This is a genomic window from Streptomyces sp. ISL-10 (assembly GCF_018614575.1).
Lineage (GTDB): Bacteria > Actinomycetota > Actinomycetes > Streptomycetales > Streptomycetaceae > Streptomyces.
Genome location: NZ_JAGGOJ010000007.1, coordinates 190,995 through 213,435, shown reverse-complemented (window position 1 = coordinate 213,435; position 22,441 = coordinate 190,995). Strand labels below are relative to the sequence as shown.

At 72.1% G+C, this 22,441-nt stretch carries 23 protein-coding genes; 11 read left to right on the top strand and 12 right to left on the bottom strand.

Features of this window, described 5'->3' with window-relative positions:
* Nucleotides 1-448: 448 nt before the first annotated feature.
* Nucleotides 449-1,039 carry a suppressor of fused domain protein gene (locus tag J7E88_RS07650; RefSeq protein WP_215178610.1) on the bottom strand — a complete coding sequence of 197 codons (591 nt, stop codon included), beginning with the start codon at nt 1,037-1,039 and terminating at the stop codon, nt 449-451.
* 471 nt (nt 1,040-1,510) lie between these two features.
* Between J7E88_RS07650 and J7E88_RS07645 the strand changes: the two genes are divergently transcribed.
* From J7E88_RS07645 to J7E88_RS07635, 3 genes are all read left to right on the top strand, one after another.
* The gene (locus tag J7E88_RS07645) at nt 1,511-2,626 is read left to right on the top strand and encodes a magnesium and cobalt transport protein CorA (protein ID WP_215178608.1); all 1,116 of its coding nucleotides are present in this window, start codon (nt 1,511-1,513) and stop codon (nt 2,624-2,626) included.
* A gap of 28 nt (nt 2,627-2,654) precedes the next feature.
* Entirely contained in the window at nt 2,655-3,176 is a 522-nt protein-coding gene (locus tag J7E88_RS07640) for a hypothetical protein (protein ID WP_215178606.1), read from the top strand.
* Nucleotides 3,177-4,136: 960 nt separating this feature from the next.
* Nucleotides 4,137-4,424: a hypothetical protein gene (locus tag J7E88_RS07635; RefSeq protein WP_215178604.1), complete on the top strand. Its 288-nt coding sequence runs from the start codon at nt 4,137-4,139 to the stop codon at nt 4,422-4,424.
* Between the two features lie 16 nt (nt 4,425-4,440).
* Here the strand turns inward: J7E88_RS07635 and J7E88_RS07630 are convergent, their stop codons facing one another.
* Nucleotides 4,441-5,208, bottom strand: a complete 768-nt coding sequence (locus tag J7E88_RS07630) for a hypothetical protein (RefSeq protein WP_374196247.1) — start codon at nt 5,206-5,208, stop codon at nt 4,441-4,443.
* A 172-nt stretch (nt 5,209-5,380) separates the two neighbouring features.
* Here J7E88_RS07630 and J7E88_RS07625 point away from each other — a divergent pair, with 172 nt between their 5' ends.
* Genes J7E88_RS07625 through J7E88_RS07615 form a run of 3 tightly spaced genes read left to right on the top strand, consistent with a single transcriptional unit; the run spans nt 5,381 to nt 8,410 of the window.
* Nucleotides 5,381-6,643: a magnesium transporter MgtE N-terminal domain-containing protein gene (locus J7E88_RS07625; RefSeq protein WP_215178600.1), complete on the top strand. Its 1,263-nt coding sequence runs from the start codon at nt 5,381-5,383 to the stop codon at nt 6,641-6,643.
* Nucleotides 6,636-7,232, top strand: a complete 597-nt coding sequence (locus J7E88_RS07620) for a DUF1003 domain-containing protein (protein ID WP_215178598.1) — start codon at nt 6,636-6,638, stop codon at nt 7,230-7,232. Before J7E88_RS07625 ends, J7E88_RS07620 begins: the two co-directional genes overlap by 8 nt.
* A gap of 44 nt (nt 7,233-7,276) precedes the next feature.
* On the top strand, nt 7,277-8,410 hold the full coding sequence (locus J7E88_RS07615; protein WP_215178596.1) for an Mrp/NBP35 family ATP-binding protein: 1,134 nt from the start codon (nt 7,277-7,279) through the stop codon (nt 8,408-8,410).
* A 188-nt stretch (nt 8,411-8,598) separates the two neighbouring features.
* Here the strand turns inward: J7E88_RS07615 and J7E88_RS07610 are convergent, their stop codons facing one another.
* From J7E88_RS07610 to sigE, 5 genes are all read right to left on the bottom strand, one after another.
* Complete coding sequence (locus J7E88_RS07610; protein ID WP_251022266.1) at nt 8,599-9,297, bottom strand: hypothetical protein; 699 nt, start codon at nt 9,295-9,297, stop codon at nt 8,599-8,601.
* Between the two features lie 129 nt (nt 9,298-9,426).
* Nucleotides 9,427-9,888 carry a sec-independent translocase gene (locus J7E88_RS07605; protein WP_215178587.1) on the bottom strand — a complete coding sequence of 154 codons (462 nt, stop codon included), beginning with the start codon at nt 9,886-9,888 and terminating at the stop codon, nt 9,427-9,429.
* A gap of 111 nt (nt 9,889-9,999) precedes the next feature.
* Nucleotides 10,000-11,775 (bottom strand): S1C family serine protease, encoded by a 1,776-nt coding sequence (locus J7E88_RS07600; RefSeq protein WP_215178585.1) that lies wholly within the window; start codon nt 11,773-11,775, stop codon nt 10,000-10,002.
* Between the two features lie 104 nt (nt 11,776-11,879).
* Entirely contained in the window at nt 11,880-12,827 is a 948-nt protein-coding gene (locus tag J7E88_RS07595; protein ID WP_215178583.1) for a zf-HC2 domain-containing protein, read from the bottom strand.
* Nucleotides 12,824-13,594, bottom strand: coding sequence for an RNA polymerase sigma factor SigE (gene sigE / locus J7E88_RS07590; protein ID WP_215178582.1), 771 nt, complete (start codon nt 13,592-13,594; stop codon nt 12,824-12,826). Before sigE ends, J7E88_RS07595 begins: the two co-directional genes overlap by 4 nt.
* Nucleotides 13,595-13,735: 141 nt before the next feature.
* On the opposite strand from sigE, the gene J7E88_RS07585 reads away from it, so the two are divergent.
* Nucleotides 13,736-14,413 carry an O-methyltransferase gene (locus tag J7E88_RS07585; RefSeq protein WP_215178985.1) on the top strand — a complete coding sequence of 226 codons (678 nt, stop codon included), beginning with the start codon at nt 13,736-13,738 and terminating at the stop codon, nt 14,411-14,413.
* 702 nt (nt 14,414-15,115) lie between these two features.
* On the opposite strand, the gene J7E88_RS07580 is transcribed toward J7E88_RS07585, so the two are convergent.
* Entirely contained in the window at nt 15,116-15,283 is a 168-nt protein-coding gene (locus J7E88_RS07580; RefSeq protein WP_215178580.1) for a DUF3117 domain-containing protein, read from the bottom strand.
* 312 nt (nt 15,284-15,595) lie between these two features.
* Here J7E88_RS07580 and J7E88_RS07575 point away from each other — a divergent pair, with 312 nt between their 5' ends.
* Nucleotides 15,596-16,396 (top strand): enoyl-CoA hydratase/isomerase family protein, encoded by an 801-nt coding sequence (locus tag J7E88_RS07575; RefSeq protein WP_215178578.1) that lies wholly within the window; start codon nt 15,596-15,598, stop codon nt 16,394-16,396.
* A 262-nt stretch (nt 16,397-16,658) separates the two neighbouring features.
* On the opposite strand, the gene J7E88_RS07570 is transcribed toward J7E88_RS07575, so the two are convergent.
* Nucleotides 16,659-17,246 (bottom strand): DNA-3-methyladenine glycosylase I, encoded by a 588-nt coding sequence (locus J7E88_RS07570; protein ID WP_215178576.1) that lies wholly within the window; start codon nt 17,244-17,246, stop codon nt 16,659-16,661.
* The gene (locus J7E88_RS07565; protein WP_215178574.1) at nt 17,243-17,596 is read right to left on the bottom strand and encodes a hypothetical protein; all 354 of its coding nucleotides are present in this window, start codon (nt 17,594-17,596) and stop codon (nt 17,243-17,245) included. Before J7E88_RS07565 ends, J7E88_RS07570 begins: the two co-directional genes overlap by 4 nt.
* 119 nt (nt 17,597-17,715) lie before the next feature.
* Between J7E88_RS07565 and folP the strand changes: the two genes are divergently transcribed.
* The gene (gene folP, locus J7E88_RS07560; protein WP_215178572.1) at nt 17,716-18,576 is read left to right on the top strand and encodes a dihydropteroate synthase; all 861 of its coding nucleotides are present in this window, start codon (nt 17,716-17,718) and stop codon (nt 18,574-18,576) included.
* Nucleotides 18,577-18,647: 71 nt separating this feature from the next.
* Here the strand turns inward: folP and J7E88_RS07555 are convergent, their stop codons facing one another.
* Nucleotides 18,648-19,400 carry a TIGR00730 family Rossman fold protein gene (locus J7E88_RS07555; protein WP_215178570.1) on the bottom strand — a complete coding sequence of 251 codons (753 nt, stop codon included), beginning with the start codon at nt 19,398-19,400 and terminating at the stop codon, nt 18,648-18,650.
* A gap of 131 nt (nt 19,401-19,531) precedes the next feature.
* On the bottom strand, nt 19,532-20,611 hold the full coding sequence (dapE, locus tag J7E88_RS07550; protein WP_215178568.1) for a succinyl-diaminopimelate desuccinylase: 1,080 nt from the start codon (nt 20,609-20,611) through the stop codon (nt 19,532-19,534).
* Nucleotides 20,612-20,641: 30 nt separating this feature from the next.
* On the opposite strand from dapE, the gene J7E88_RS07545 reads away from it, so the two are divergent.
* Both J7E88_RS07545 and J7E88_RS07540 read left to right on the top strand, forming a co-directional pair.
* Entirely contained in the window at nt 20,642-21,613 is a 972-nt protein-coding gene (locus tag J7E88_RS07545; RefSeq protein ID WP_374196245.1) for a hypothetical protein, read from the top strand.
* A 309-nt stretch (nt 21,614-21,922) separates the two neighbouring features.
* Entirely contained in the window at nt 21,923-22,441 is a 519-nt protein-coding gene (locus tag J7E88_RS07540) for an ATP-binding protein (RefSeq protein WP_215178566.1), read from the top strand.

Genomic DNA, 22,441 nt, shown 5'->3' with positions numbered 1-22,441 from the left:
ACGGTCCTCCCCGGTCGACTCCGCGTCAAGGACGATCACCCGTCCGGAGCGTGCCAGACCGGACGAAAACAGATGCAAGATACATTCATTAGAGGAGGTTGTCTCATTCTCAATTGCGTGGATACGCGTCCATCACGCATCCAGACGGAGGGACAGAGGCGGTGTTGCGTGCGGGGGCAGGGAAAGGGCTGGGCGGATCGCCCGGCCTGCTCGCCGCCGATGTGACGGTCCTCGGGCAGGGCAGCCACACCACGGCGAGCGCGTAGACGATCCTGTCCGGCGGGCGGCGCTGCTCCGCCCGGCACGGCGATCGGCTGGGCCAGGCGTGGCTCGCCGGCCACGAGGGCCGAGGAACCGGAGACCCGGCCGGGGACGGCGTCACCGCCTTCGCGAACCAGCCGTCCGGGATCTCGCGTTGGGGCCCTGCCCACCGGTCCCGTACGGGCCGTCAGTCCAGAGGCACGGACCTGCGCAGCGGATCACGCAGGTCCGTGCCGCGCGCCAGCCAGCGCTCCTGGAGCTCCGCGGCCCCGTGAACACGCTTCCACGCGGCCTCGTTGGACGTCATCGGCAGCAGCGGCAGGAATCGCACCGGGTCCATCGGCTCGTCGAGCTCCAGGTCCTCCACCAGACCGCCCGGCTCGGCCACCAGCACCGAGCTGAACGGCGCGCCCGGCCACAGCGGTTCACCGACGTCGAGCGAGGCACCCGGAGCCACGACCACACCCTCGACCTGCGGGGAGGCGGCCAGTACGGCGAGAGGACGCAGCACCTTGTCCGTGTCGGCGAGCCCGGCCCGCACCGAAAGGATCAGCTCCGCGCGCGGGCCGGCGACCGGGTCGGCGAAGGCCGCCGTGGGATCCGTCATCGGCTGGGCGGACATGCCGAGAGTGGCGTACCGCACGATGTCCCCGCCGTCGCCGGGGAAGCGCAGGACCTCGATGCGGTCCGTGCCGAGGAACGTCACCGCGGCGCGCGCGTCCGGTTCGCCGAGGGCGCTGTGCAGCCGGGCCTCGACCAGAGCAAGAACATCGTTCATGTCGCGAGCATAAAACGCGTAAGGAACGGGCAATCAGAGGGATTGGCCCGTAGTCGGCTGATAGGCTTGGCCGCTGGTCGGGGCAGTTCGCCGACGGGAGCACCTGCCGGCGGCAGCCGGAGGGCGTGTTCCCCGGTCCCCGACGACACGTCATCCCCCAAGGGGGACCGGCCGGAGGAGGTGAGGCTGCGGTGGATCGAAGTCGATCGTGCAGTACCAGCAGCTCTTCCGCACGGCACCGCTCCTCTCGCCACGTCTGATTCGGCGACCGCGGACCGGTGAGCTGAGGCCTTTCCGTACAGGGCCCACGGCATTTCGCACGACGGAAGAGCACTTCGTTTTTGCCTGTCTGTAGCGAACGCCGTCACCGCGACCCTGCGGTGCCGCCCGCTTTGCGGACGTATGTCACACGTCCCCATTCCGGGCTGCGCCACGCCATTCGCCGACGGCCTCTCCGTGAAGGAGCCAGCCATGTCGATGATCCGTGACCTGCGCGCAGCGGTCCGCCCCGCCCTGCGCAAGAGCAGCACGCCGTACAGCACGTACGACACGACGCGCGACCCGTCCGCCTCCAGCGCGGTGGTCGACTGCGCCGTCTACCGCGACGGCAAGCGGATGGAGAGCCCCGCCTGCCAGACGCCGCACGAGGCGATGCTGCAGGTGCGTGAAGGCGGCGGCTTCGCCTGGATCGGACTGCACGAGCCGACGGAAGCGGAATTCGCCGGTATCGCCGCCGAGTTCGGGCTGCACCCGCTCGCGGTCGAGGACGCGGTCCACGCCCACCAGCGGCCCAAGCTGGAGCGGTACGACGACACCCTGTTCACCGTCTTCAAGACGATCCACTACGTCGAGCACGCCGAACTGACCGCCACCAGCGAGGTCGTGGAGACCGGCGAGGTGATGGTCTTCACCGGCCGGGACTTCGTCATCACGGTCCGGCACGGCGGCAAGGGCTCGCTGCGCGCGCTGCGGCACGGCCTGCAGAAGGACGCCGAGCTGCTGGCCAAGGGCCCCTCGGCGGTGCTGCACGCCATCGCCGACCATGTCGTCGACGGCTACATCGCGGTCGCCGCCGCCGTGCAGGACGACATCGACGAGGTCGAGATCGATGTGTTCTCCGCCCCCGCGAAGGGCAGCCCGCGCGGCAGCGACGCCGGGCGGATCTACCAACTCAAGCGCGAGGTCCTGGAGTTCAAGCGGGCCGTGTCCCCGCTGCTGCGGCCGATGCAGCTGCTGAGCGAGCGGCCGATGCGGCTGGTCGACCCGGACATCCAGAAATACTTCCGCGACGTCGCCGACCACCTCGCCCGGGTCCAGGAGGAGGTCATCGGCTTCGACGAGCTGCTGAACTCCATTCTCCAGGCCAACCTGGCGCAGGCGACCGTCGCGCAGAACGAGGACATGCGCAAGATCACGTCCTGGGCGGCCATCATCGCCGTGCCCACGGCGGTGTGCGGCGTCTACGGCATGAACTTCGACCACATGCCGGAGCTGCAGTGGAAGTACGGCTACCCGATGGTGCTCACCGGGATCGTCGGCATCTGTCTCATGATCCACCGCACCCTGAAGCGCAACGGCTGGCTGTGAGGCGTCGGCAGGTCGATAGGCTGCGACCATGACATCCCATCGTCTCGACCAGGCGCTCGTCGAGGAGGCCACGAAGAAGTCCGGCCTCATCTGGGTGCGCGGCGACGGCCCGGAGCAGGCGCTGTGGCACGTGTGGCACGAGGGTGCCGCGCACGTCGTCGGCGACGGGCCCGGTGAGCAGCCGCTGCCCGGCCTGGTCGACGGCGGGGCCGCCGAGGTCACCGTCCGCAGCAAGGACAAGGGCGGGCGGCTGGTCGCGTGGACAGCCGTCGTACGCGAGCTGGCGCCCGGGTCCGAGGCGTGGGAGGCGGCCGTCGGCGAGCTCAAGGGCAAACGGCTGAACGCGCCGGACGCGGAGCGGATGACGGACCGCTGGGCGCGGGAATGCCGCGTGCTGCGGCTGGAGCCACGGGACACGCTCACCGATCTGCCGGACGCCTCGCTCGCCGCGGCGCCGGTACCGAGCCCAGCGATCACCCGCAGGCCCGCCCCGGCGGCCCTGCCGAGGCTCCTGCTGAAGCGCCGCGCCGGCCGCCGCCGCCGCCGCTAGGCGAGCCGACCACGTGGCGCGCAGGCCGGTTGCAGGCGTGGCCGCCGCGCCTGGGCCTGCCGCCCGCGGGCGTGGCCGCGGGGCCGCCTGACGGGCCCGTCACCTGCCTTTCGTGGCCGCTGGGCTCCGAGGCCTGCTCGCTGTGGCCGACGCATCGTCCATCGCCCGCGCCCGCCGTGCGCGCCCCACCCGGAAACGCGCCGCCTGCCGCGCCTGGACGCGCTGCCGCCGGCCAGCGCCGGCCGTGTAGCCGCCGCGCCTGGGGCCGCCGCCTGGCGCTCGTGGCGCACCGCCGCCCGCGGGCGTGGCCGCCGGGCTGCCGTGACGGGACCGTCAACTGCCCGCCGTGGTCGGCGCGTCGTCAATCGCCCGCCCCCGCCCTGCGTGCCCCACCGGGAAGTCGCGCCTGCCGCGCCTGGACGCGCTGCCGCCGGCCAGCGCCGGCCGTGTAGCCGCCGGCCTGGGCCCCGCGCCGCTTCATGGGCGCACCGCCGCCCGCAAGCATGGCCGCTGGGCTCCGACGCCTGCCCGCCGTGGCCGACGCCTCCTCCATCGCCCGCGCCCACCGTGCGCGCCCCACCCTGAAACAGCACCACCCGCGGTCGTGGCCGCCGGGGCCGCCGAGACGGGGGCCGTCAACTGCCTGCCTTGGGGCCTTCGACGCCTGCCCCCCGTGACCGGCGCGCCGTCCACCGTCCGCGCCCGCCGTGCGCGCCCCACCCGGAAGCCGCGCCGCCCGCGGGCGTGGCCGCCGCGACCAAGGTCGTCGTGCCCTCCACCGCTGCCCAGCGCGCTCGGGGGCCAAGCCCGCAGGCGTGGCCGCCCGGGCTGCCGTGACGCGGGCCCGAGGCCTGCCCCCAGTGATCGAGACCTTCGTGCCCCGCACCGATGGCCGGCGCGCTCGGGCAGCGGGGAGCCGTCACCATGGAAGGCGTGGTCCCCGCCGGACGAGGAGGCAGCATGGTCACGCTGCACATCGAGCACGCGATCACCGATCTCACCACCTGGAAGACCGCGTTCGACCGGTTCGGCGACTTCCGGCGGAAGCATGGCGTGCGGGCGTACCGCATCCAGCAGCCAGTCGACAATCCGGCGTACATCGTCGTCGACCTCGAATTCGCGACCGCGGGCGAGGCCGAGCGGTTCCGCGACGCGCTCGTCGCGGATGTCTGGACATCGCGCGAGAAGGCACCCGCGCTGATCGGGACACCGGTGACGAGAGTCCTCGACGTCGTCGAGGAGGGTTAGCGGCGGAGCCGGGGTGTCAGTCGCCCGAGGTCTTCGGGAGCTGGCCGCCGTAGTCCAGCGTCTCGTCCTTCGACGGCTCGGTCAGCGCGAAGTCCTTGTCCCAGTCGCCGAGCGCGAGGACCCCCGCCCCGCCTGCCCGGGTGAAGCGCAGCGGGTACGGCTTGCCGATCAGCGACACGTCGAGCACACCGCCGGCGCCCTCGGCCGCGAGGACCTCGACGGTCCGCACGCCGCCCACCTCTGTCCGGTCCCCCTTGGTCAGCTTGCCCTGCATGCCGAGCAGCCCGTCGAGCAGTACGTCCATGTCCGTGAAGCCGCGGAACTGCTTGTACGCCGGGTCGCCCTTGGGGACCTTCACGTACTTGTCCTCGAGCTTGTCCGCGACCTCCTCGTCGGACCTGCTCGGCTCCTCGCCGTCCTCATCGTCCGTGTGGCTCCAGAAACCGGCGTCGGCCTTCAGGAAGAGGACGTCGCCGATGCGCAGCAGTTCGAAGGTGTTGTCCTTCGAGGTCACCGAGCCGGTGCCGCCGTCCTGCTTAAGCCGCATGTTCAGCTTGTACGTCCCGCCCTTGCTGACCAGCGTGCCGGACAACCGCACCGCGGAAGCCCCGTCGGCGGCCGCGCGCGCCTTGTTCTCGATCTCCTGGGCCGTCAGCTTGCCGATCCCGTTGGTTCCCGCGTCCGGGTCCTCGCCGCAAGCCGTGACCCCGGCGGTCAGCCCGGCACACAACGCGACGGCAAGCACGGCACGACGGGCCCGGCCGGCCGAAGGGAGGGGAGTCACCAGCGCCCTGCCTCTCATCTGTGGGGGGATGGCAGACCGCAGCGTACCCGTGCCGGATGCGCGGTCTTGCAGAGAGCCGTACGGACGTGAGACAGGGCGGCCGTGAACGGTACGGGCTAGCCTGAATCACCTGAATCAGTCGAACAACGGCATCCCGGTAAGGAGGGGCGGCATGGCCGCAGGCGCCCCCCGGGTCTTCGTCTCGCACCTCGCGGGCGTACCCGTCTTCGACCCCAACGGTGATCAGGTCGGCCGCGTACGCGACCTGGTGGCGATGCTGCGCGTCGGGCGGCGTCCGCCCAGGCTGCTGGGCCTCGTCGTCGAGGTGATCAGCCGCCGCCGTATCTTCCTGCCGATGACCCGCGTCACGGGCGTGGAATCGGGTCAGGTCATCACCACGGGCGTGCTGAACATGCGCCGCTTCGAACAGCGCCCGACCGAGCGCCTGGTCCTTGGCGAACTGCTGGACCGGCGGGTGCGCCTCGTGGACAGCGGCGAGGAGGTCACGGTCCTCGACGTGTCGATCCAGCAGCTGCCCGCCCGCCGCGACTGGGAGATCGACAAGGTCTTCGTCCGCAAGGGCAAGGGCGGGGCGCTGCGCCGCAAGGGCGAGGCGCTGACCGTCGAATGGTCCGCGGTCACCGGCTTCTCGCTGGAGGAGCACGGCCAGGGCGCCGAGAGCCTGCTCGCCACCTTCGAGCAGCTGCGCCCGGCCGACCTGGCCAACGTCCTGCACCACCTCTCGCCGAAGCGGCGCGCCGAGGTGGCCGCCGCGCTCGACGACGACCGGCTCGCCGACGTGCTGGAGGAACTCCCGGACGACGACCAGGTGGAGATCCTGGGCAAGCTCAAGGAGGAGCGCGCGGCGGACGTGCTGGAGGCCATGGACCCCGACGACGCGGCCGACCTGCTCTCCGAGCTGCCCGAGGAGGACAAGGAGCGGCTGCTGACGCTGATGCGCCCGGACGACGCGGCCGACGTGCGCCGGCTGATGTCCTACGAGGAGCGCACGGCGGGCGGCCTGATGACCACCGAGCCGATCGTGCTGCGCCCGGACGCCACGGTCGCCGACGCGCTCGCGCGCGTCCGTCAGGCGGACCTCTCCCCCGCGCTCGCGGCCCAGGTGTACGTCTGCCGGCCGCCGGACGAGACGCCGACGGGCAAGTTCCTGGGCACCGTCCACTTCCAGCGGCTGCTGAGGGACCCGCCGTTCACCCTCGTCAGTTCGATCGTCGACAGCGATCTGCCGCCCCTGTCGCCCGGCACCCCGCTGCCCGACGTCACCAGCTACCTCGCCGCGTACAACCTGGTGGCCGCGCCGGTCGTGGACGAGAGCGGCTCGCTGCTCGGCGCCGTCACCGTCGACGACGTGCTCGACCATCTGTTGCCCGAGGACTGGCGCGAGACCGAGTTCGAGGAGTCCGCCCATGGGTAGCGGCGGAGAGCTCGGATCGACCGAGCGGGGCGAGCCGCGCGAGCGCATGCCGGCGGGCGCGAGCGCCGCGTCGCGTGCACGTGTACGGCTGGACCTGCCGCGCCCGCCGCGCCGCACCCTGCTGCCGGAATACGACCCCGAGGCGTTCGGGCGGCTCTCGGAGAAGATCGCACGGTTCCTGGGCACCGGTCGGTTCATCGTCTGGATGACGGTGACCATCATCGTGTGGCTCTGCTGGAACATCTTCGCGCCCGAAGAGCTGCGCTTCGACCAGTATCCGTTCATCTTTCTCACGCTCGCGCTGTCGGTCCAGGCCTCCTACGCCGCCCCGCTGATCCTGCTGGCCCAGAACCGCCAAGGCGACCGGGACCGGGTCACCTACGAGCAGGACCGCAAGCAGAACGAGCGGTCGATCGCCGACACCGAGTATCTGACGCGGGAGATCGCGGCCCTGCGGATGGGCCTCGGCGAGGTGGCGACGCGGGACTGGATCCGCTCCGAGTTCGAGGACTTGATCAAGGAGCTGGAGGAGCGGCGCACCGTATTCCCGTCCGAGCGTCCCGGGCACCGTGACGAAGGCGACCGCTGACAGGGCTTTCCCGAGGCGGGAGGCAGCGCCGTACCATCGTCTCTATGGTTACGGAAGACGCGGTGCTCGAGGCACTGGCGACAGTGAACGACCCCGAGATCAACCGACCGATCACCGACTTGGGCATGGTGAAATCGGTCGACATCGGGGACGACGGCACGGTCGCCGTCACGGTGTACCTCACCGTCTCGGGATGCCCCATGCGCGAGACGATCACCAAGAACGTGACCGACGCGGTCGCCCGTGTCGACGGCGTCAGCCGCGTCGACGTCTCGCTCGACGTGATGAGCGACGCGCAGCGCAAGGACCTCGCGGCCTCGCTGCGGGGCACGACCGCCGAGCGGGAGGTCCCGTTCGCCAAGCCCGGCTCGCTGACCAGGGTGTACGCGGTCGCCTCCGGCAAGGGCGGCGTCGGCAAGTCCTCGGTGACCGTGAACCTGGCGGCCGCGATGGCCGCCGACGGCCTGAAGGTCGGTGTCGTGGACGCCGACATCTACGGCCACAGCGTGCCGCGGATGCTGGGCGCGGACGGCCGTCCCACCCAGGTCGAGAACATGATCATGCCGCCGTCGGCGAACGGTGTGAAGGTCATCTCCATCGGCATGTTCACCCCGGGCAACGCACCCGTGGTGTGGCGCGGCCCGATGCTGCACCGCGCGCTCCAGCAGTTCCTCGCGGACGTGTACTGGGGCGACCTGGACGTGCTGCTGCTCGACCTGCCGCCGGGCACCGGCGACATCGCGATCTCCGTCGCCCAGCTCGTGCCGAACGCCGAGATCCTGGTGGTCACCACCCCGCAGCAGGCGGCGGCCGAGGTCGCCGAGCGGGCCGGGTCCATCGCGGTCCAGACGCACCAGAAGATCGTCGGCGTCGTGGAGAACATGTCGGGGCTGCCGTGCCCGCACTGCGACGAGATGGTCGACGTCTTCGGCACCGGCGGCGGCCAGAGGGTCGCCGACGGCCTGTCACGGACGACCGGCACGACGGTGCCGGTGCTCGGCTCGATCCCGATCGACGTACGGCTGCGCGAGGGCGGCGACGAGGGCAAGCCGGTCGTGCTGACCGACCCCGACTCCCCCGCGGGGTCGGCGCTGCGGTCGATCGCGGGCAAGCTGGGCGGGCGCCAGCGCGGCCTGTCGGGCATGAGCCTGGGCATCACGCCGCGCAACAAGTTCTGACGGGGTCCGGCGGGGTCAGTCCCTGACCGCGCGGTGACCGGGGCCGTGACCGACGTCGGCCGTGCCCCGGCGCCGTACGGCCTCCGGTGGTCGCCTCGTACGGCCTCCGGCCGCGTCCTCGGCCGCCCTCCCGGGCGGATCTCCCGTCCGGGAGGGCGGGTACGGAACGGTCGGGCAGGCCCCGCCCGTCACGCGTACGCGGACACGTCCCGCACCACCGAGAACCCGAGCCCGTACGCGCTCATCCCGCGCCCGTACGCGCCGATGTGCACGCCGTTCCCCGTCGTCCCGGCGAGCACCCAGCCGAACTCCGACTCCCGGTAGTGGAACGGCGTGGGCACCCCGTCGACCGGCAGCGACAGCGTCGACCACGCGGGGCCCGCCAGGTCGTGCGCGAGCTCGAACGCGGTCTCCGTCTGCTGGTCCAGCCAGTCGTCACGCAGGCAGTGGTCCAGCTGCGGCGGCCAGGTGTGCGCCAGCAGCCCCGAACCGGCCAGCAAGGCCGCGGACGAGGCCGTCGTGGCGTCCAGGACGCCCGTGCCGTCGCCGCTGCGTCTGAGCGGGCTCGCCGCGACGGTCACGACCACGGCGAAGCGTTCCTTCTCCGCGCCGGCGACCTCGGACCGTATCGACGGCTCGTCGCCGTGGCCGATCGCGCCGTGCTGGACGGTGCCGTCCGCGGCGGTGCCCACCTGCATCAGCCGACGCGGGCCGGTGAAGGCCTCGTCCAGCCCGTACCAGGGGAAGCCGGCACTCCTGAAACCGTCGGCCGTACGCCGAGCGGCCGCCGCAGCCGTGCCCCCCACAGTCGTGCGGGGGCCGCTGCCGCCCTGGGCCGACGCAGCGCCGGCCGTGTCCTGCGCCGTCACCCCACTCGTCGTCGCCATCTCCGGCCGCCTCCTCTGTCGTTCGTGCCTTCAGCGGACCCGCCCCCCTCGGGCGTCCTCACTGCCGGACAGATGGAGAGAATAGCCATCCCGTCGCTGTGCGCAGGGGATGACAGTGCTCGGGCGTGCTCAGGTGGCGTCCGCGTCGAACGGCGGCCGCTCGTCGCGATCGGCGCCCTCGCGCTTCTTGAGCAGGTCGGGGCCGCCCGCGGGCGAACCGTTCACCGCGGCCGGGACGGCGCTTTCCGACACGCCGGAGAGCTCCTTGCCGTTGACGGCGTCCGCGACCTCGTTGATCTCCTTCTTGAGATCGAAGCTGCTGCGGAGCTCCTTCAGGTCCTTGAGGTCCTCGTTCTCCGCGAGCTGCTTGCGGAGATACGCCTTCGGGTTGAGGTCCTCGAACTCGAAGTCCTTGAACTCCGGCCCGAGTTCGCTGCGGATGTCCTCCTTCGCGCTCTCGGAGAACGCGCGGACCTTCCGGATGAAGCGGGCAGCGTCCTGAATGACCTTCGGCAGCTTGTCGGGGCCGAAGACGAGCACGGCGAGGATGACGAGAGCCACCAGCTCCAGTCCGCCTATGTCATTGAACACCCTGCTGCTCCTCGTGTTCTCTGCGGCCCGCAGGTCGGATGAGGTCCGGACCGGCTCCACGGTACCTGTCGGAGCTGTCGCCCCGGTACTGTCCGGGCACCGCGCAGATGGTCATGAGCTGTCCGCCGAACCGAGGGTCAGCGTCACCGTCCGCTCGTCGCCGCCGCGGGTGAGGGTGAGCTCCAGCCGGTCGCCCGGCCGGTGGGCGCGGATCTTGACGATCAGCTCCTCGCCGCTGTGCACCCGCTGCCCGTCGACCTTGGTGATGACGTCGCCCGGCCGGATTCCGGCCTTGTCGGCCGGGCCGCCGGCGGTGACGGACGGGGTGTTGTCCTTGCCCTTCTCGCCCACGCGCGCGCCGTCCCCGGTGAACTTCATGTCGAGGCTGACGCCGATCACCGGGTGTGTGGCCTTGCCGGTGTTGATCAGTTCCTCGGCGACGCGCTTGCCCTGGTTGATCGGGATCGCGAAGCCGAGACCGATCGAACCGGCCTGGCCGCCGTCGGCCCCCACTCCGGTGTCGGCGGCCCGGATGGCGCTGTTGATGCCGATGACCCGCGCCTTGCTGTCCACGAGCGGACCGCCGGAGTTGCCCGGGTTTATCGGGGCATCGGTCTGGAGTGCGTCGACGTAGCTGACGTCGCTGCCGTCGCCCTTCTCACCACCGGCCGTGATGGGGCGCTCCTTGGCGCTGATGATCCCGGACGTGACGGTGTTCTGGAGGTCGAACGGGGCGCCGATCGCGACGACGGGGTCACCGACGCGGACGTTGTCGGAGTTGCCGAGCGGCAGCGGCTTCAGGCCGGAGACACCGGTGACCTTCACGACCGCGAGGTCGTATCCGCTGTCCTTGCCGACGAGGGTGGCCTCGGCCGTCTCCCCGCCGCTGAAGGTGATCGTGATGTCGCCGGAGGTACCGGCCGGGTCGACGACATGGTTGTTGGTGAGGATGTGGCCCTGCCTGTCGAGGACGAAGCCGGTGCCCGTGCCCTGCTCGCCGCCGCCACTGACGTGCAGGGTGACGACGCTGGGCAGGGCGCTGGCCGCGATGCCGGCGACGCTGTCGGGCGCACGGTCCCTGCTCTCGCGGTCCGCCTGGGGGAGCTCGACCTGGGTGATGCCGCCGTTGCGCTCGACGTACGCACCGACTGCACCGCCGATACCGCCCGCGACGAGCGCGATGACCAGCGCGCCGACGAGCAGCGGGCCGCGCCTGCGCTTCCTGGCGGCGGGCTCGCCGGGCTCGGTGAACGGCCGGCCCGGTGCGCTCCACGGGTCGTACTGGAGCCAGATCGAGTTCAGCGGCTGCGGCCGCTCGGGCGGCAGCGGCTGCGGCTGCGGCTGGTGGAGGTGGTGGGGAGCGGTCGGCTGCGGCTGCTGCGGCTGCTGGGGTACGGACGGCTGCTGGGCGGCCGGCTCGGGCCGCACGGGCGGCAGCGGCGCGGTCTGCGCGTCCAGCGACACGGGCGGCACTGCCTGCGGTGCCTGTGGTGCCTGCGGAGCCGCGTACTGCGGAGGCACGGGCGTGCCCTGTGCCGGGGTCGGGACGGGCCGCTGCACGGGGGGCGCCGGGGCCCACGGGCCCGGGCCGCCGTAGGGCGGGGTGCTGTACGCGTCGGGCTCGTGCAGGGGCGTCGGCCGGGAGGCGGGCGGCGCGGCGGTCGGCGGAGGAACGACGACCGTGTCCGCGGTGCTCGGCTCGGCGGACTGCGTCGCGCCCACCGGGACCGTCGCCTCGGCCGCCGACTGCGGGCTCGCCTCGGGCTCAGTGGCCGACTGCTGTGCGTCGGCCACAGCGGATTGCTCGGGCCCGGAGGCCGTCACCCGTCCCGCACTGGGGCGGCTCCACCACTTCGCCTTCGGTTCGGTGGGCTTCCCGTCGTCCATGCTCTCCCCGCAAACTGCCGGCCACTGCGGTACCCCCGCGGGGCACGCACCCAGGATTCAACCAGGTTTGCGAATCCGTGCGCAGGGGCCCGTCCTTGGTGCCGTCAGTGCGGGGGCGCCAACGACGAGTGAGGAGCCGTCGGAGCCGCGAGATGTGTCGGGGCCGGGGTGGCGGACGGCGACGCCCCGGAGTCGGTGGCAGGCGGGAGCGCCGACGCCGTGGGCCGTATCAGCGGCGGGAGGGCGGTGGAGTCGTACATGAGCAGCGCGGCGGTGTACGGGTGCGCGTGCTGCGGGGCGGGGGGTGCTGTGGGCGCGACGGCGCGGAACGGGCCGCTGCCCGGCCTGACCGGCGTGCCCACCGTGCTGCGGCGCCGGTCGCCCTCCGTGCCGCGCAGGGAGACCACGCCGCCGGTCGTCGTGGCACCGGAAGAGGATCCGCTCGGCCCGGCGGAGGTGCGCACGGGGGTCACCTTGCTGCCGGCGCCCTGGCCACGAGCGCTCGTCTCACCGGAGACGTCCAGGGGGACGGCTCCGCCGAGCGCGATGGCGGCGAAGGACACGGCGCTGGCCGCGGCGAACGCGAAACGTCTGCCGCGCCATGGCGAGCGCTCAGCGTCCCCGCGGCCCACCTCGTGAATGCGGAAGCCGCCGCCCGCTCCCGGCAGGACGGCCGCGTGCGCGCCCCCGGGGACGTACCCGAAGGTCTCCCCGCGCGGTTCGCGGGTATGTCCCGCGGACGGGTTCAGAGCTCCGAGCGCACCGTCGCCGGAGCGGCCACCGAAGGGGCCCCCGCGGTCGTCGTCGACACTGGGCTCCGCCGGCAGGCCCTGGAGCCGGGCGAGCAGCCCCTCGGACAGCGGCGGCGGCGCGGACTGCGCGAAGACGCTCTTCAGTCGGCGCTGGGCGTCCGCCTCCGCCTTGCACTTGGGGCAGGTCGCCAGATGCGCGAGGACACGGTCGCGCACGTCGTGTTTCAGCTCGCCATCGACAAGCGCGGCGAGTCGGTCCCCCAGATGCTGCTCCGCCGGGGTCGGACTGGTGCCGCTCACGCCGTCCCGCCCTCCACGGCAAGGCAGACCACACCCGCCGGCTGCCGCTGCTGCTCGGCACGGGCCTCGGGAGACCGGTGCTGCAGGGCCTTGCGCAGATGCGAGCGGCCGCGGTGGATACGGCTGCGAACGGTGCCGAGCTTCACGCCCAGGGTCGCGGCGATCTCCTCGTACGACAGCCCCTCGATGTCACAGAGCACCACGGCGGCGCGGAACTCCGGTGCGAGGGTGTCCAGCGCCTGCTGGACATCGGCGTCGAAGTGGGTGTCGTTGAAGACCTGCTGGGGGGACGGCTCGCGGCTGGGCAGGCGCTCGGCCGCGTCGTCGCCGAGGGCGTCGAAGCGGATGCGCTGCTTGCGGCGGACCATGTCCAGGAAGAGGTTGGTCGTGATGCGGTGGAGCCAGCCCTCGAACGTGCCGGGGGTGTACGTCGACAGCGAGCGGAAGACGCGGACGAACACCTCCTGGGTGAGGTCTTCGGCGTCGTGCTGGTTCCCCGTGAGGCGGTAGGCCAGGCGGTAGACCCGAGCGCTGTGCGTGCTGACGATCTCCTCCCAGGTGGGAGGGGTCCACGCCTGCGATTCCGCATCCGATGCGAAGGTCGCGGTGGCTACGGAGTCGGAGGGCACGGAACGGTCAGCAATGTTGGTCACGGATTTGGGCTCACCCACCGACCTGAGGAAGCGCCTGAGCACTCCGGTCCGATCCGCAGGTGCAGCCGCACCTCCCCTGTCAGCTCTGGTGGTGTCCAGTGGAGCCCCTACCATAGCCACCTCGCCCGTTAGCTCCGGATAAGAATTTTTACGTGGATTTGGGTCCTGCTGCCGGCCTCGATCCATGTGCTCCCCCCCAACTCCCCCCGTCCTTCTCCAACGTCCGGTCCCATCTGCGGGTTCCCGGCGCAGCGGATACAGTCAGCGTCGCGCCACCTACGGGGACAGGAGAGGGTCATTACCGCCAACCGGCAGACGAGCTGGGCGTTCGCCGACGCCTTTGTCGCCGAGGACGACGCTCTGCGCTGGGCCCGGGAGCGGGCCCGGGAGGCAGGGCTGCCCTCGGTGTCGCCCGGCACCGGCTCCGCGCTGCGCCTGCTGGCGGCCGCCGCCGACGCCAAGGCCGTCGCGGAGATCGGGACCGGGACCGGCGTTTCGGGGATCTATCTCCTCCAGGGCATGCGGCCCGATGGTGTGCTGACCACGGTCGATCTGGAGCCGGAGCGCCAGCAGTTCGCGCGGGAGGCGTTCCGCGCGGCGGGCTTCGCGGGGAACCGCGCGCGCTTCATCCCGGGCGGTGCGCTGGACGTGCTGCCGCGGCTGGCCGACGGCGGATACGACCTCGTCTTCTGCGACGGGGACCGTACGGAGTCGCTGGACTACCTCGCTGAATCGTTGCGCCTGCTGCGTCCGGGCGGGCTCGTCTGCTTCGAGGGCGTCTTCGCGGACGGCCGCACGGTGGACTCGGCGGCCCAGCCGTCGGAGGTGCTGCGGGTGCGGGAGCTGCTGCGTACGGTCCGGGAGAGCTCGGAGCTGCTCCCGACCCTGCTCCCGGTGGGCGACGGCCTGCTCTGCGCGGTCCGCCGCGGGTGAGCGCTGCGCGCTCTTGGGGGGTGCGGCCCGGCCATGCGGCCCACGCCGCAGTGAGCGCGGCCCTCACCGCCATGCAGCGCTGCCTGGGGTGAGCGCGGCACCCTCATGGACATACGGCCCCGCCACAGGGAACTTGGCCCCCGTCGCCGCACAGCCCCGCCACAGGTGAGTGCGCTCGTCGGCCGCGGGGCCCGCATCACGGGAGCCTTGGCCCTCGTGGCCATGCGGCCCACGCCGCAAGTGAGCGCGGCGCTCGTCGCCATGGGGCCCACGCCGCAAGTGAGCCGCAGCCCTCGTGGCCGTGCGGCCCAGCCGAGGTGAGCACGGCACCCTCGTGGCCATGCTCCGCTGCCGCAGGTGAGCGCGGCCCTCGTCCTGTCACCCCGCCGAAGACGAGCGGCGGCACGCTCGTGGGACCTGCGGTCTGCGGCCGGGGGTGACCCTTGGCGCTCGGCGCCGTGGGGCACTGCCGCGGAGCGCTCGTGGGCCGTGCGGCCCGTCCGGCCGGCCGGCCGTGTGCTGACGCCACAGCACAGCGCGGCCCGCCGCAGGGCGAGCGCGGCGCTCATCGCCATGCAGCGCCGCCGCAGGTGAGCCGCGGCGCCCTCGCCGCGTGGGCGTCGCAGCCTGCCGGAACGCCCCAAAAAAAACGCACTGCCCCGGCACCTTCGTGCCCGGGGCAGTGCGAAAGATCAGGGCGTGTCAGCCGACGACCTTCTTGAGCTCGTCGCCCAGCGCGTTCGCTTCGTCCGGAGTCAGCTCGACAACAAGCCGACCGCCGCCTTCGAGCGGAACGCGCATGACGATGCCCCGCCCCTCCTTGGTCACCTCGAGCGGGCCGTCGCCCGTCCGCGGCTTCATGGCCGCCATGCTCGTTCCCCTTCCTGAAACCAGCTCATCGCAGCCGGCGGCCCCATGAGAGGTGCTGTGTCACCGGCATCGAACACATTGCTTCCAGGCCATTATCCCGCATGGCGGGACCCAAAGACCAACATCAGTCGGCATCGCTTACGCAACGCGCTCTCGCAAAACCACCCAATTCGGCGATCCGCCTGCGATACTTCGCCACCGTCCGCAGCCGTCGCGACGAGGATTCTTTGACGCAGGTCACATGTCCTGACCCGGTGATCTCCGCCATGCTGGGCCTCGACACTGCCGTCCTGACCGCAAAGGGGACCCGCCATGGCCGACGCCGTGCTGTACGACGTGAACGACGGACTCGCGACGATCACGATCAACCGGCCCGAGGCCATGAACGCCATGAACGTCGAGGCGAAGGTCGCGCTGCGCGACGCCGCTCAGGCGGCCGCGGCCGATCCCGCCGTGCGCGCGGTGCTGCTCACGGCGACGGGCAAGGCGTTCTGCGTGGGGCAGGACCTCAAGGAGCATGTGGAGCTGCTCGCCGCCGACCGGGAGACGGGCAGCAGCCAGACCATGAGCACGGTGCGCGAGCACTACAACCCGATCGTCCGCGCCCTCGCCGGGATGCCGAAGCCGGTCGTCGCGGGCATCAACGGCGTGGCCGCCGGCGCGGGTCTCGGCTTCGCGCTCGCCGCCGATTACCGGATCGTCGCCGACACCGCCAAGTTCACGACGTCGTTCGCGGGTGTGGCGCTGACCGCGGACTCCGGCGTCTCATGGACGCTGCCCCGGCTGATCGGCCGGAGCCGGGCCGCCGATCTGCTGCTTTTCCCGCGCTCGTTCTCCGCCCAGGAGGCGTACGACTGGGGCATCGCGAACCGCCTCGTCCCGGCCGACGAGCTGGCGGCGGAGGCCGCGGCCGTGGCCCGGGGGCTGGCCGAGGGGCCGACCGTCGCGTACGCCGCGCTCAAGGAGTCGCTCGCGTACGGCGCGGACCGTTCGCTCAGCGAGGCGCTGGACAAGGAGGAGGAGCTCCAGGCGAAGGCGGGTGCCTCCGAGGACCACGCGATCGCCGTGCAGGCCTTCCTGGCGAAGGAAGCGCCCAGGTACCTGGGCCGCTAGGAGTATTCGCGCCGTATGGTCGTCCGCCCGCAGGGCGCGGTCCGCGGCGTCGGTGCCGGGGATCCCACCGTGCCGGAAGGGCTACGGGGCTTCCGCGGCCGAGCCGGTCGCAGATCGGTGAGGCGGCCGGAAGCCCTCGTCGCGGAGCTACTCGGTCTTTGGCCCGCGCAGCGTGGGGCGCCTCCCATGGCCGCAGGGCTACGGCGCCGGAGGCCATGGGGAGCCGGGCGTCGCGAGCCAGGTGAGACGTTGCGGATACGGCTCAGCCCCGGCGGCCGCGGGCCACGCAGTCGGCGAGGTGGTCGTCGACCAGGCCGCATGCCTGCATCAGCGCGTACGCCGTCGTCGGGCCTATGAAGCGCAGGCCGCGCTTCTTGAGCGACTTGGCCAGCGCGGTGGACTCGTCGCTGACGGGCGCCACATCGGCGAGCGTCCGGGGGACGGGGCGCTGTGCGGCGTCGGGGGCGTAGGACCAGATGAGCGCGTCGAGCTCGCCGGCGGGCCAGTCGGCGAGCACGCGCGCGTTGGCCACGGCCGCCTCGATCTTGGCGCGGTTGCGGATGATCCCGGCGTCGGCGAGGAGGCGCTCCTCGTCGGCGTCGGTGAACGCCGCGACGGACGCGATCTTGAAGCCGTCGAAGGCCGTGCGGAAGCCCTCTCGGCGGCGCAGGATCGTGATCCAGGAGAGGCCGGACTGGAAGGCCTCCAGGCAGAGCCGCTCGAACAGGGCGTCGTCGCCGTGGACGGGCCGGCCCCATTCCTCGTCGTGGTACGCCAGGTAGTCCTCGGAGGACAGGCCCCAGGGGCAGCGCGGTGCGCCGTCGGGGCCGGGCAGGGCACCGCCCGTCATCGGTCCGTCTCCTCGCCCGGCTTGGTGAACAGGTCGCGGCGGTCACCCGCCGTCGTCTGTGCACCGGCCAGCGCCGACTCCAGCTCGGCGATGCGCGCGTCCCGCTCGGCGAGCTCGGCCCCGAGCCGGTCCAGGACGTCGTCGACGTCCACCATCCGGTATCCCCGGGGGGACACGGGCAGGCGCAGGGCGTCGAGGTCGGCGCGGCCCACAGGGCGGTGCAGCGGCAGGGGGTCGGCCGGCTGCTCCGGCGCCGCATCGGGCAGGGCCGCGCTGTCGCCGCCGCCGACCACGGCGAGCGTGACCGCGGCGACGACCACGACCATCGCGATCAGCAAGAACAAGAACACGAGCGACCCTCTCCCCGAAGACCCGGGGACACCCCGGGTGGAAACCGTCCCGTGCCGATCGTGCCACGGGACACTGACAGTAGGGTCGCAGGGCGGACGATCTGAGGAGGAAACTGCGGATGCTGCGGCTGGGACGGCGCGAGTTCGACGCGCACGAGCCGGTGATCATGGCGATCGTGAACCGGACGCCCGACTCGTTCTACGACCAGGGCGCCACGTTCCGCGACGAGCCCGCGCTCTCCCGGGTCGAGCAGGCGGTGGCCGAGGGTGCGGCCATCATCGACATCGGCGGGGTGAAGGCGGGCCCCGGCGAGGAGGTGAGCGCCGACGAGGAGGCGCGGCGCACGGTCGGCTTCGTGGCCGAGGTCCGCCGCCGGCACCCCGACGTGGTGATCAGCGTCGACACCTGGCGGCACGAGGTGGGCGAGGCCGTGTGCGTGGCGGGGGCGGATGTGATCAACGACGCGTGGGGCGGGGTGGACCCCCGGCTCGCGGAGGTCGCGGCGCGGTACGGCGCGGGTCTGGTGTGCACGCACGCGGGCGGCGCCGAGCCCCGTACGCGGCCGCACCGGGTCGCCTACGACGACGTGATGGCGGACATCCTGCGGGTCACGGTCTCTCTCGCCGAGCGGGCGGTCGAGCTGGGCGTGCGCCGGGACGGGATCATGATCGATCCCGGGCACGACTTCGGGAAGAACACCCGGCACAGCCTGGAGGCCACCCGCAGACTGGACGAGATGACGCGGACGGGCTGGCCGGTGCTGGTCTCGCTGTCGAACAAGGACTTCGTCGGCGAGACGCTCGACAAGCCGGTCAAGGAGCGGGTGCTCGGCACGCTGGCGACGACCGCGGTCTCGGCCTGGCTCGGTGCGCAGGTGTACCGGGTGCACGAGGTGGCCGAGACCAAGCAGGTGCTCGACATGGTGGCGTCGATCGCGGGCCGGCGTCCGCCCAAGGTCGCCCGGCGCGGTCTGGCCTGACGGCCGTCCGCCCGGCACGCCGCCGTAGGCGTCCGGAGCATGCCGGGTCGGGGCGGGCGTGACGAACGGGCCTACCTGCCCGTCTCCTTGGTGACCATGGCCACGGCTTCTTCCACGTCGTCCGTGACATGGAAGAGCAGCAGGTCACGCTCCGACGCCTTGCCCTGTGCGACCACGGTGCTGCGCAGCCAGTCGACCAGGCCGCCCCAGTACTCGCTGCCGAACAGGACGATCGGGAAGCGGGTGACCTTGCGCGTCTGGACGAGGGTGAGCGCCTCGAACAGCTCGTCCAGGGTGCCGAGGCCGCCGGGCAGAACGACGAAGCCCTGCGCGTACTTCACGAACATCGTCTTGCGGACGAAGAAGTAGCGGAAGTTCACGCCGATGTCGACGTGCGGGTTGATGCCCTGCTCGAAGGGCAGCTCGATGCCGAGGCCGACGGAGATGCCCTTGGCCTCCCGGGCGCCCTTGTTCGCCGCCTCCATGGCGCCCGGGCCGCCGCCGGTGATCACCGCGAAGCCCGCGCCGACCAGCGCCCTGCCGAGCTGCACGCCCACCTCGTACTCCGGCGTGCCGGCAAGGGTGCGGGCGGAGCCGAAAACGCTGATGGCGCTGGGCAGTTCGGCGAGTGCGCCGAAGCCTTCGACGAACTCCGACTGGATGCGCATGACCCGCCAGGGGTCGGTGTGCACCCACTGGGAGTCGCCTTCGGTGTCCAGCAGCCGCTGATCGGTGGTGGTCGGCTGGACCTGTCCCCTGCGGCGCAGTACCGGTCCCAGTCGCTGCTCCTCCAGCGCGCGCAAACCCTCGGAGTTGCTGCTCATGACCTGCTCCCTCCGCCGGACATCATTTTCTTCGGGCCAGGGTAGGGCGGCGGACGTGAAGAATGGCGAAATAAGGGCGATCCGCCAGAATGCGATGGCGGAAAGCACGGCCGCCGGGGGCGCCCGGCGGGTCAGGCGGTGAGCCAGTCCCGCAGCCGCTGCTCGCAGTGTGTGATCTTGTCGACGGCCACGTGCTCGTCCCGCTTGTGGGCGAAGAGCGCGTCACCCGGGCCGTAGTTGACCGCCGGCACACCGAGCGCGCTGAACCGTGAGACGTCGGTCCAGCCGAACTTGGGCTGTGCGGTGCCGCCGACCGCGGCCATGAACGCGGCCGCGGCAGGGTGCGAGAGGCCGGGCAGCGCGCCGCCGGTGTGGTCGTCCACCACGAACTCGCTCACTCCGCAGTCGGCGAACACCTCACGGACATGGGCTTCGGCCTCTTCCATGCTGCGGTCGGGCGCGTACCGGTAGTTGACGACCACCGTGCAGGCGTCGGGGATGACATTGGTGGCCACACCTGCCTCGATGCCGACGGCGTTGAGGCCCTCGCGGTACTCGAGCCCGTCGATCACCGGCCGGCGCGGTTCGTACGCGGCGAGGCGGGCGAGGATCGGAGCGGCGGCGTGGATGGCGTTGGAACCCATCCAGCTGCGGGCGGAGTGCGCGCGCTCGCCCTCCGTGCGGAGGTGCACCCGCAGCGTGCCCTGACAGCCGCCCTCGACCTGGGCGTCGGACGGTTCGAGGAGGACGGCGAAGTCGCCCGTCAGCCAGTCGGGACAGGCCTCGGCCACATGCCCCAGACCGTTGAGATGTGCCGCGACCTCCTCGTTGTCGTAGAAGACAAAGGTGAGGTCGCGGTTCGGCTCGGGGACGGTGGCGGCGATGCGCAGCTGGACCGCGACGCCCGACTTCATGTCGCTGGTGCCGCAGCCCCACAGGACGCCGTTCTCGTCGAGCCGCGAGGGGAGGTTCCCCGCCACCGGAACCGTGTCGATGTGCCCGGCGAGCACGACGCGCTCGCCCCTGCCCAGGTGCGTACGGGCCACGATGTTGTTGCCGTGCCGGTCGACGGTCAGGTGCGGCAGGAGACGCAGGGCTTGCTCGATCGCGTCGGCGAGGGGCTTCTCCTCGCCGCTGACCGAGCGGAAGTCGACCAGCGCGGCGGTGAGCGCCGGGCCGTCCAGAGTGAGGTCAAGCACGGTTTCGGGCATGACTCAGACCCTAACGCCACCTCCAGTAACGTGGGCGTCGTGTCCGAGACCGCCTCCTCCGTCCGGCGCGGCCGCCTCCTTCGCTTCGCGGCCGCGCTCCTCGTGCTGCTGGCTCTCATCGCCTACGTCGTCGTGCAGTACGTCACCGGCGGCGGCCCGCCACGCTGTGTCGTGCGCACGACGGAGGGCAGCGGCACGTCGTACGAACTCTCGGCCGAGCAGGCGGACAACGCGGCGACCATCTCCGCGGTCGGCACCACCCGGGGCATGCCCCAGCGCGCGGTCACCATCGCGCTGGCGACCGCCCTCCAGGAATCGGCCCTGCGCAACATCGAGCACGGCGACCGGGACTCGCTCGGCCTGTTCCAGCAGCGCCCCTCCCAGGGCTGGGGGACGCCGCGGCAGATCCTCGACCCGGTCTACTCGGCCGGGAAGTTCTACGACCACCTCGCCGAGGTTCCCGGCTACTCGCGGCTGCCGCTGACCGTGGCCGCCCAGCGCGTGCAGCGCAGCGGCTTCCCGCAGGCGTACGCGAAGCACGAGCCGGACGCCACGCTGCTGGCCGCGGCGCTCACGGGCCGGGCGGCGGCCACTTTGACCTGTGAGTCCAGGGACGGCGGCAAGGCCGGCGACCCGGCGAAGCTGCGCGCGGAACTGGTGCGGGCCTTCGGCGCGGAGGTACTGCCGCGCGGCGGTGCGGGGCGCGGGAACACCGGCGTGCGCGAGACGGCGGAGCTCACCGTCCCGGTGCCGTCCACGGCGGCGGACAACGGCGGGGCGTCTCCCCGCGGCTGGGAGCTCGCGCACTGGGCGGTGGCCCGGGCGGACGCGCTGCGCATCACGGAGATCTCGTACGGAGGCCGGGTCTGGAGCGCGGCGGAGTCCGGAAAGGGGTGGCGGAAGGAGCCCGCCGGCGCGAGCGGCCCTACCGGAGCGGGTACGCCCGGCGGTGGCACCGCCGATCAGGGCACCGGCGACGTCCGCATCCGCGTCGCACAGTAGTCCGGCTACTCCCCCGAACGAAGCAGTCCGTTCACCGCGCGCGAAGACCGCGCACCCCCGTCGCGCTTGCTCGCACGCCCTCACCGAATCCCTTGCAGTGAAAGGGAAGTGACGGTTCATCACCGTAACGGACATCGCAGCGTTTGCCCGTTTTCCGACGAAACCGATTATGCGACGCGTTACCAATTCTTTACCCGGGGGCACCGCAACTTCCCCCGCCCTCCTCGCGGTTGTCAGGACGTCCGTACGCCGGACAGCACGATCACGCACCACGCACAGTCCGAACGTCCTCTCGCTTCAAGGAGCATCATGTCCCTCCCCCTGACCCGTCGGATCGCCCGTGCCGCGCTGCTCATCGCGGCGGGTGCAGCTCCCGTGGTCGGTGCGGCCGGCTCCGCAGGCGCCGTGGAAGTCCCCCAGGCCCCCGTCGGCGGCCTGACGGCCCTCGACACGGACACCGTCGACGACACGGTCGACGGTGTCTCGAAGGAGACCACCGAGGTGGCCGGCCAGGTCGGCGGCAAGTCGGCCGAGAAGGCCGCGCCTGTCGCGGCCAAGACCGTCGGCAAGGCCGCCAAGACTGCTGCTCCCGTGGCGGCCAAGACCGTCGGCAAGACCGCCAAGACTGCTGCTCCGGTCGCGGCAAAGACCGTCGGCACGGCCGCCGGGACAGCTGCTCCGGTCGTCAAGGAGGCCGCCGGTGAGACCACCGGCGAGGCGGGCGGTCTGGTCGGCGGCGCGGCCAAGGGCGGCGGACTGCCCACCGACTCCCTCGGCGGTGGCGGACTGCCCACCAGCACTCTCGGCGGTCTGCCGCTGGGCGGCTGA

Bases quoted from the DNA above. Each gene is read 5' to 3' on its own strand.
- J7E88_RS07650 (WP_215178610.1), bottom strand. From the start codon at position 1,039: ATGAACGATGTTCTTGCTCTGGTCGAGGCCCGGCTGCACAGCGCCCTC.
- J7E88_RS07645 (WP_215178608.1), top strand. From the start codon at position 1,511: ATGTCGATGATCCGTGACCTGCGCGCAGCGGTCCGCCCCGCCCTGCGC.
- J7E88_RS07640 (WP_215178606.1), top strand. From the start codon at position 2,655: ATGACATCCCATCGTCTCGACCAGGCGCTCGTCGAGGAGGCCACGAAG.
- J7E88_RS07635 (WP_215178604.1), top strand. From the start codon at position 4,137: ATGGTCACGCTGCACATCGAGCACGCGATCACCGATCTCACCACCTGG.
- J7E88_RS07625 (WP_215178600.1), top strand. From the start codon at position 5,381: ATGGCCGCAGGCGCCCCCCGGGTCTTCGTCTCGCACCTCGCGGGCGTA.
- J7E88_RS07620 (WP_215178598.1), top strand. From the start codon at position 6,636: ATGGGTAGCGGCGGAGAGCTCGGATCGACCGAGCGGGGCGAGCCGCGC.
- J7E88_RS07615 (WP_215178596.1), top strand. From the start codon at position 7,277: ATGGTTACGGAAGACGCGGTGCTCGAGGCACTGGCGACAGTGAACGAC.
- J7E88_RS07610 (WP_251022266.1), bottom strand. From the start codon at position 9,297: ATGGCGACGACGAGTGGGGTGACGGCGCAGGACACGGCCGGCGCTGCG.
- J7E88_RS07600 (WP_215178585.1), bottom strand. From the start codon at position 11,775: ATGGACGACGGGAAGCCCACCGAACCGAAGGCGAAGTGGTGGAGCCGC.
- sigE (WP_215178582.1), bottom strand. From the start codon at position 13,594: ATGGTAGGGGCTCCACTGGACACCACCAGAGCTGACAGGGGAGGTGCG.
- J7E88_RS07580 (WP_215178580.1), bottom strand. From the start codon at position 15,283: ATGGCGGCCATGAAGCCGCGGACGGGCGACGGCCCGCTCGAGGTGACC.
- J7E88_RS07575 (WP_215178578.1), top strand. From the start codon at position 15,596: ATGGCCGACGCCGTGCTGTACGACGTGAACGACGGACTCGCGACGATC.
- J7E88_RS07570 (WP_215178576.1), bottom strand. From the start codon at position 17,246: ATGACGGGCGGTGCCCTGCCCGGCCCCGACGGCGCACCGCGCTGCCCC.
- folP (WP_215178572.1), top strand. From the start codon at position 17,716: ATGCTGCGGCTGGGACGGCGCGAGTTCGACGCGCACGAGCCGGTGATC.
- J7E88_RS07555 (WP_215178570.1), bottom strand. From the start codon at position 19,400: ATGAGCAGCAACTCCGAGGGTTTGCGCGCGCTGGAGGAGCAGCGACTG.
- dapE (WP_215178568.1), bottom strand. From the start codon at position 20,611: ATGCCCGAAACCGTGCTTGACCTCACTCTGGACGGCCCGGCGCTCACC.
- J7E88_RS07540 (WP_215178566.1), top strand. From the start codon at position 21,923: ATGTCCCTCCCCCTGACCCGTCGGATCGCCCGTGCCGCGCTGCTCATC.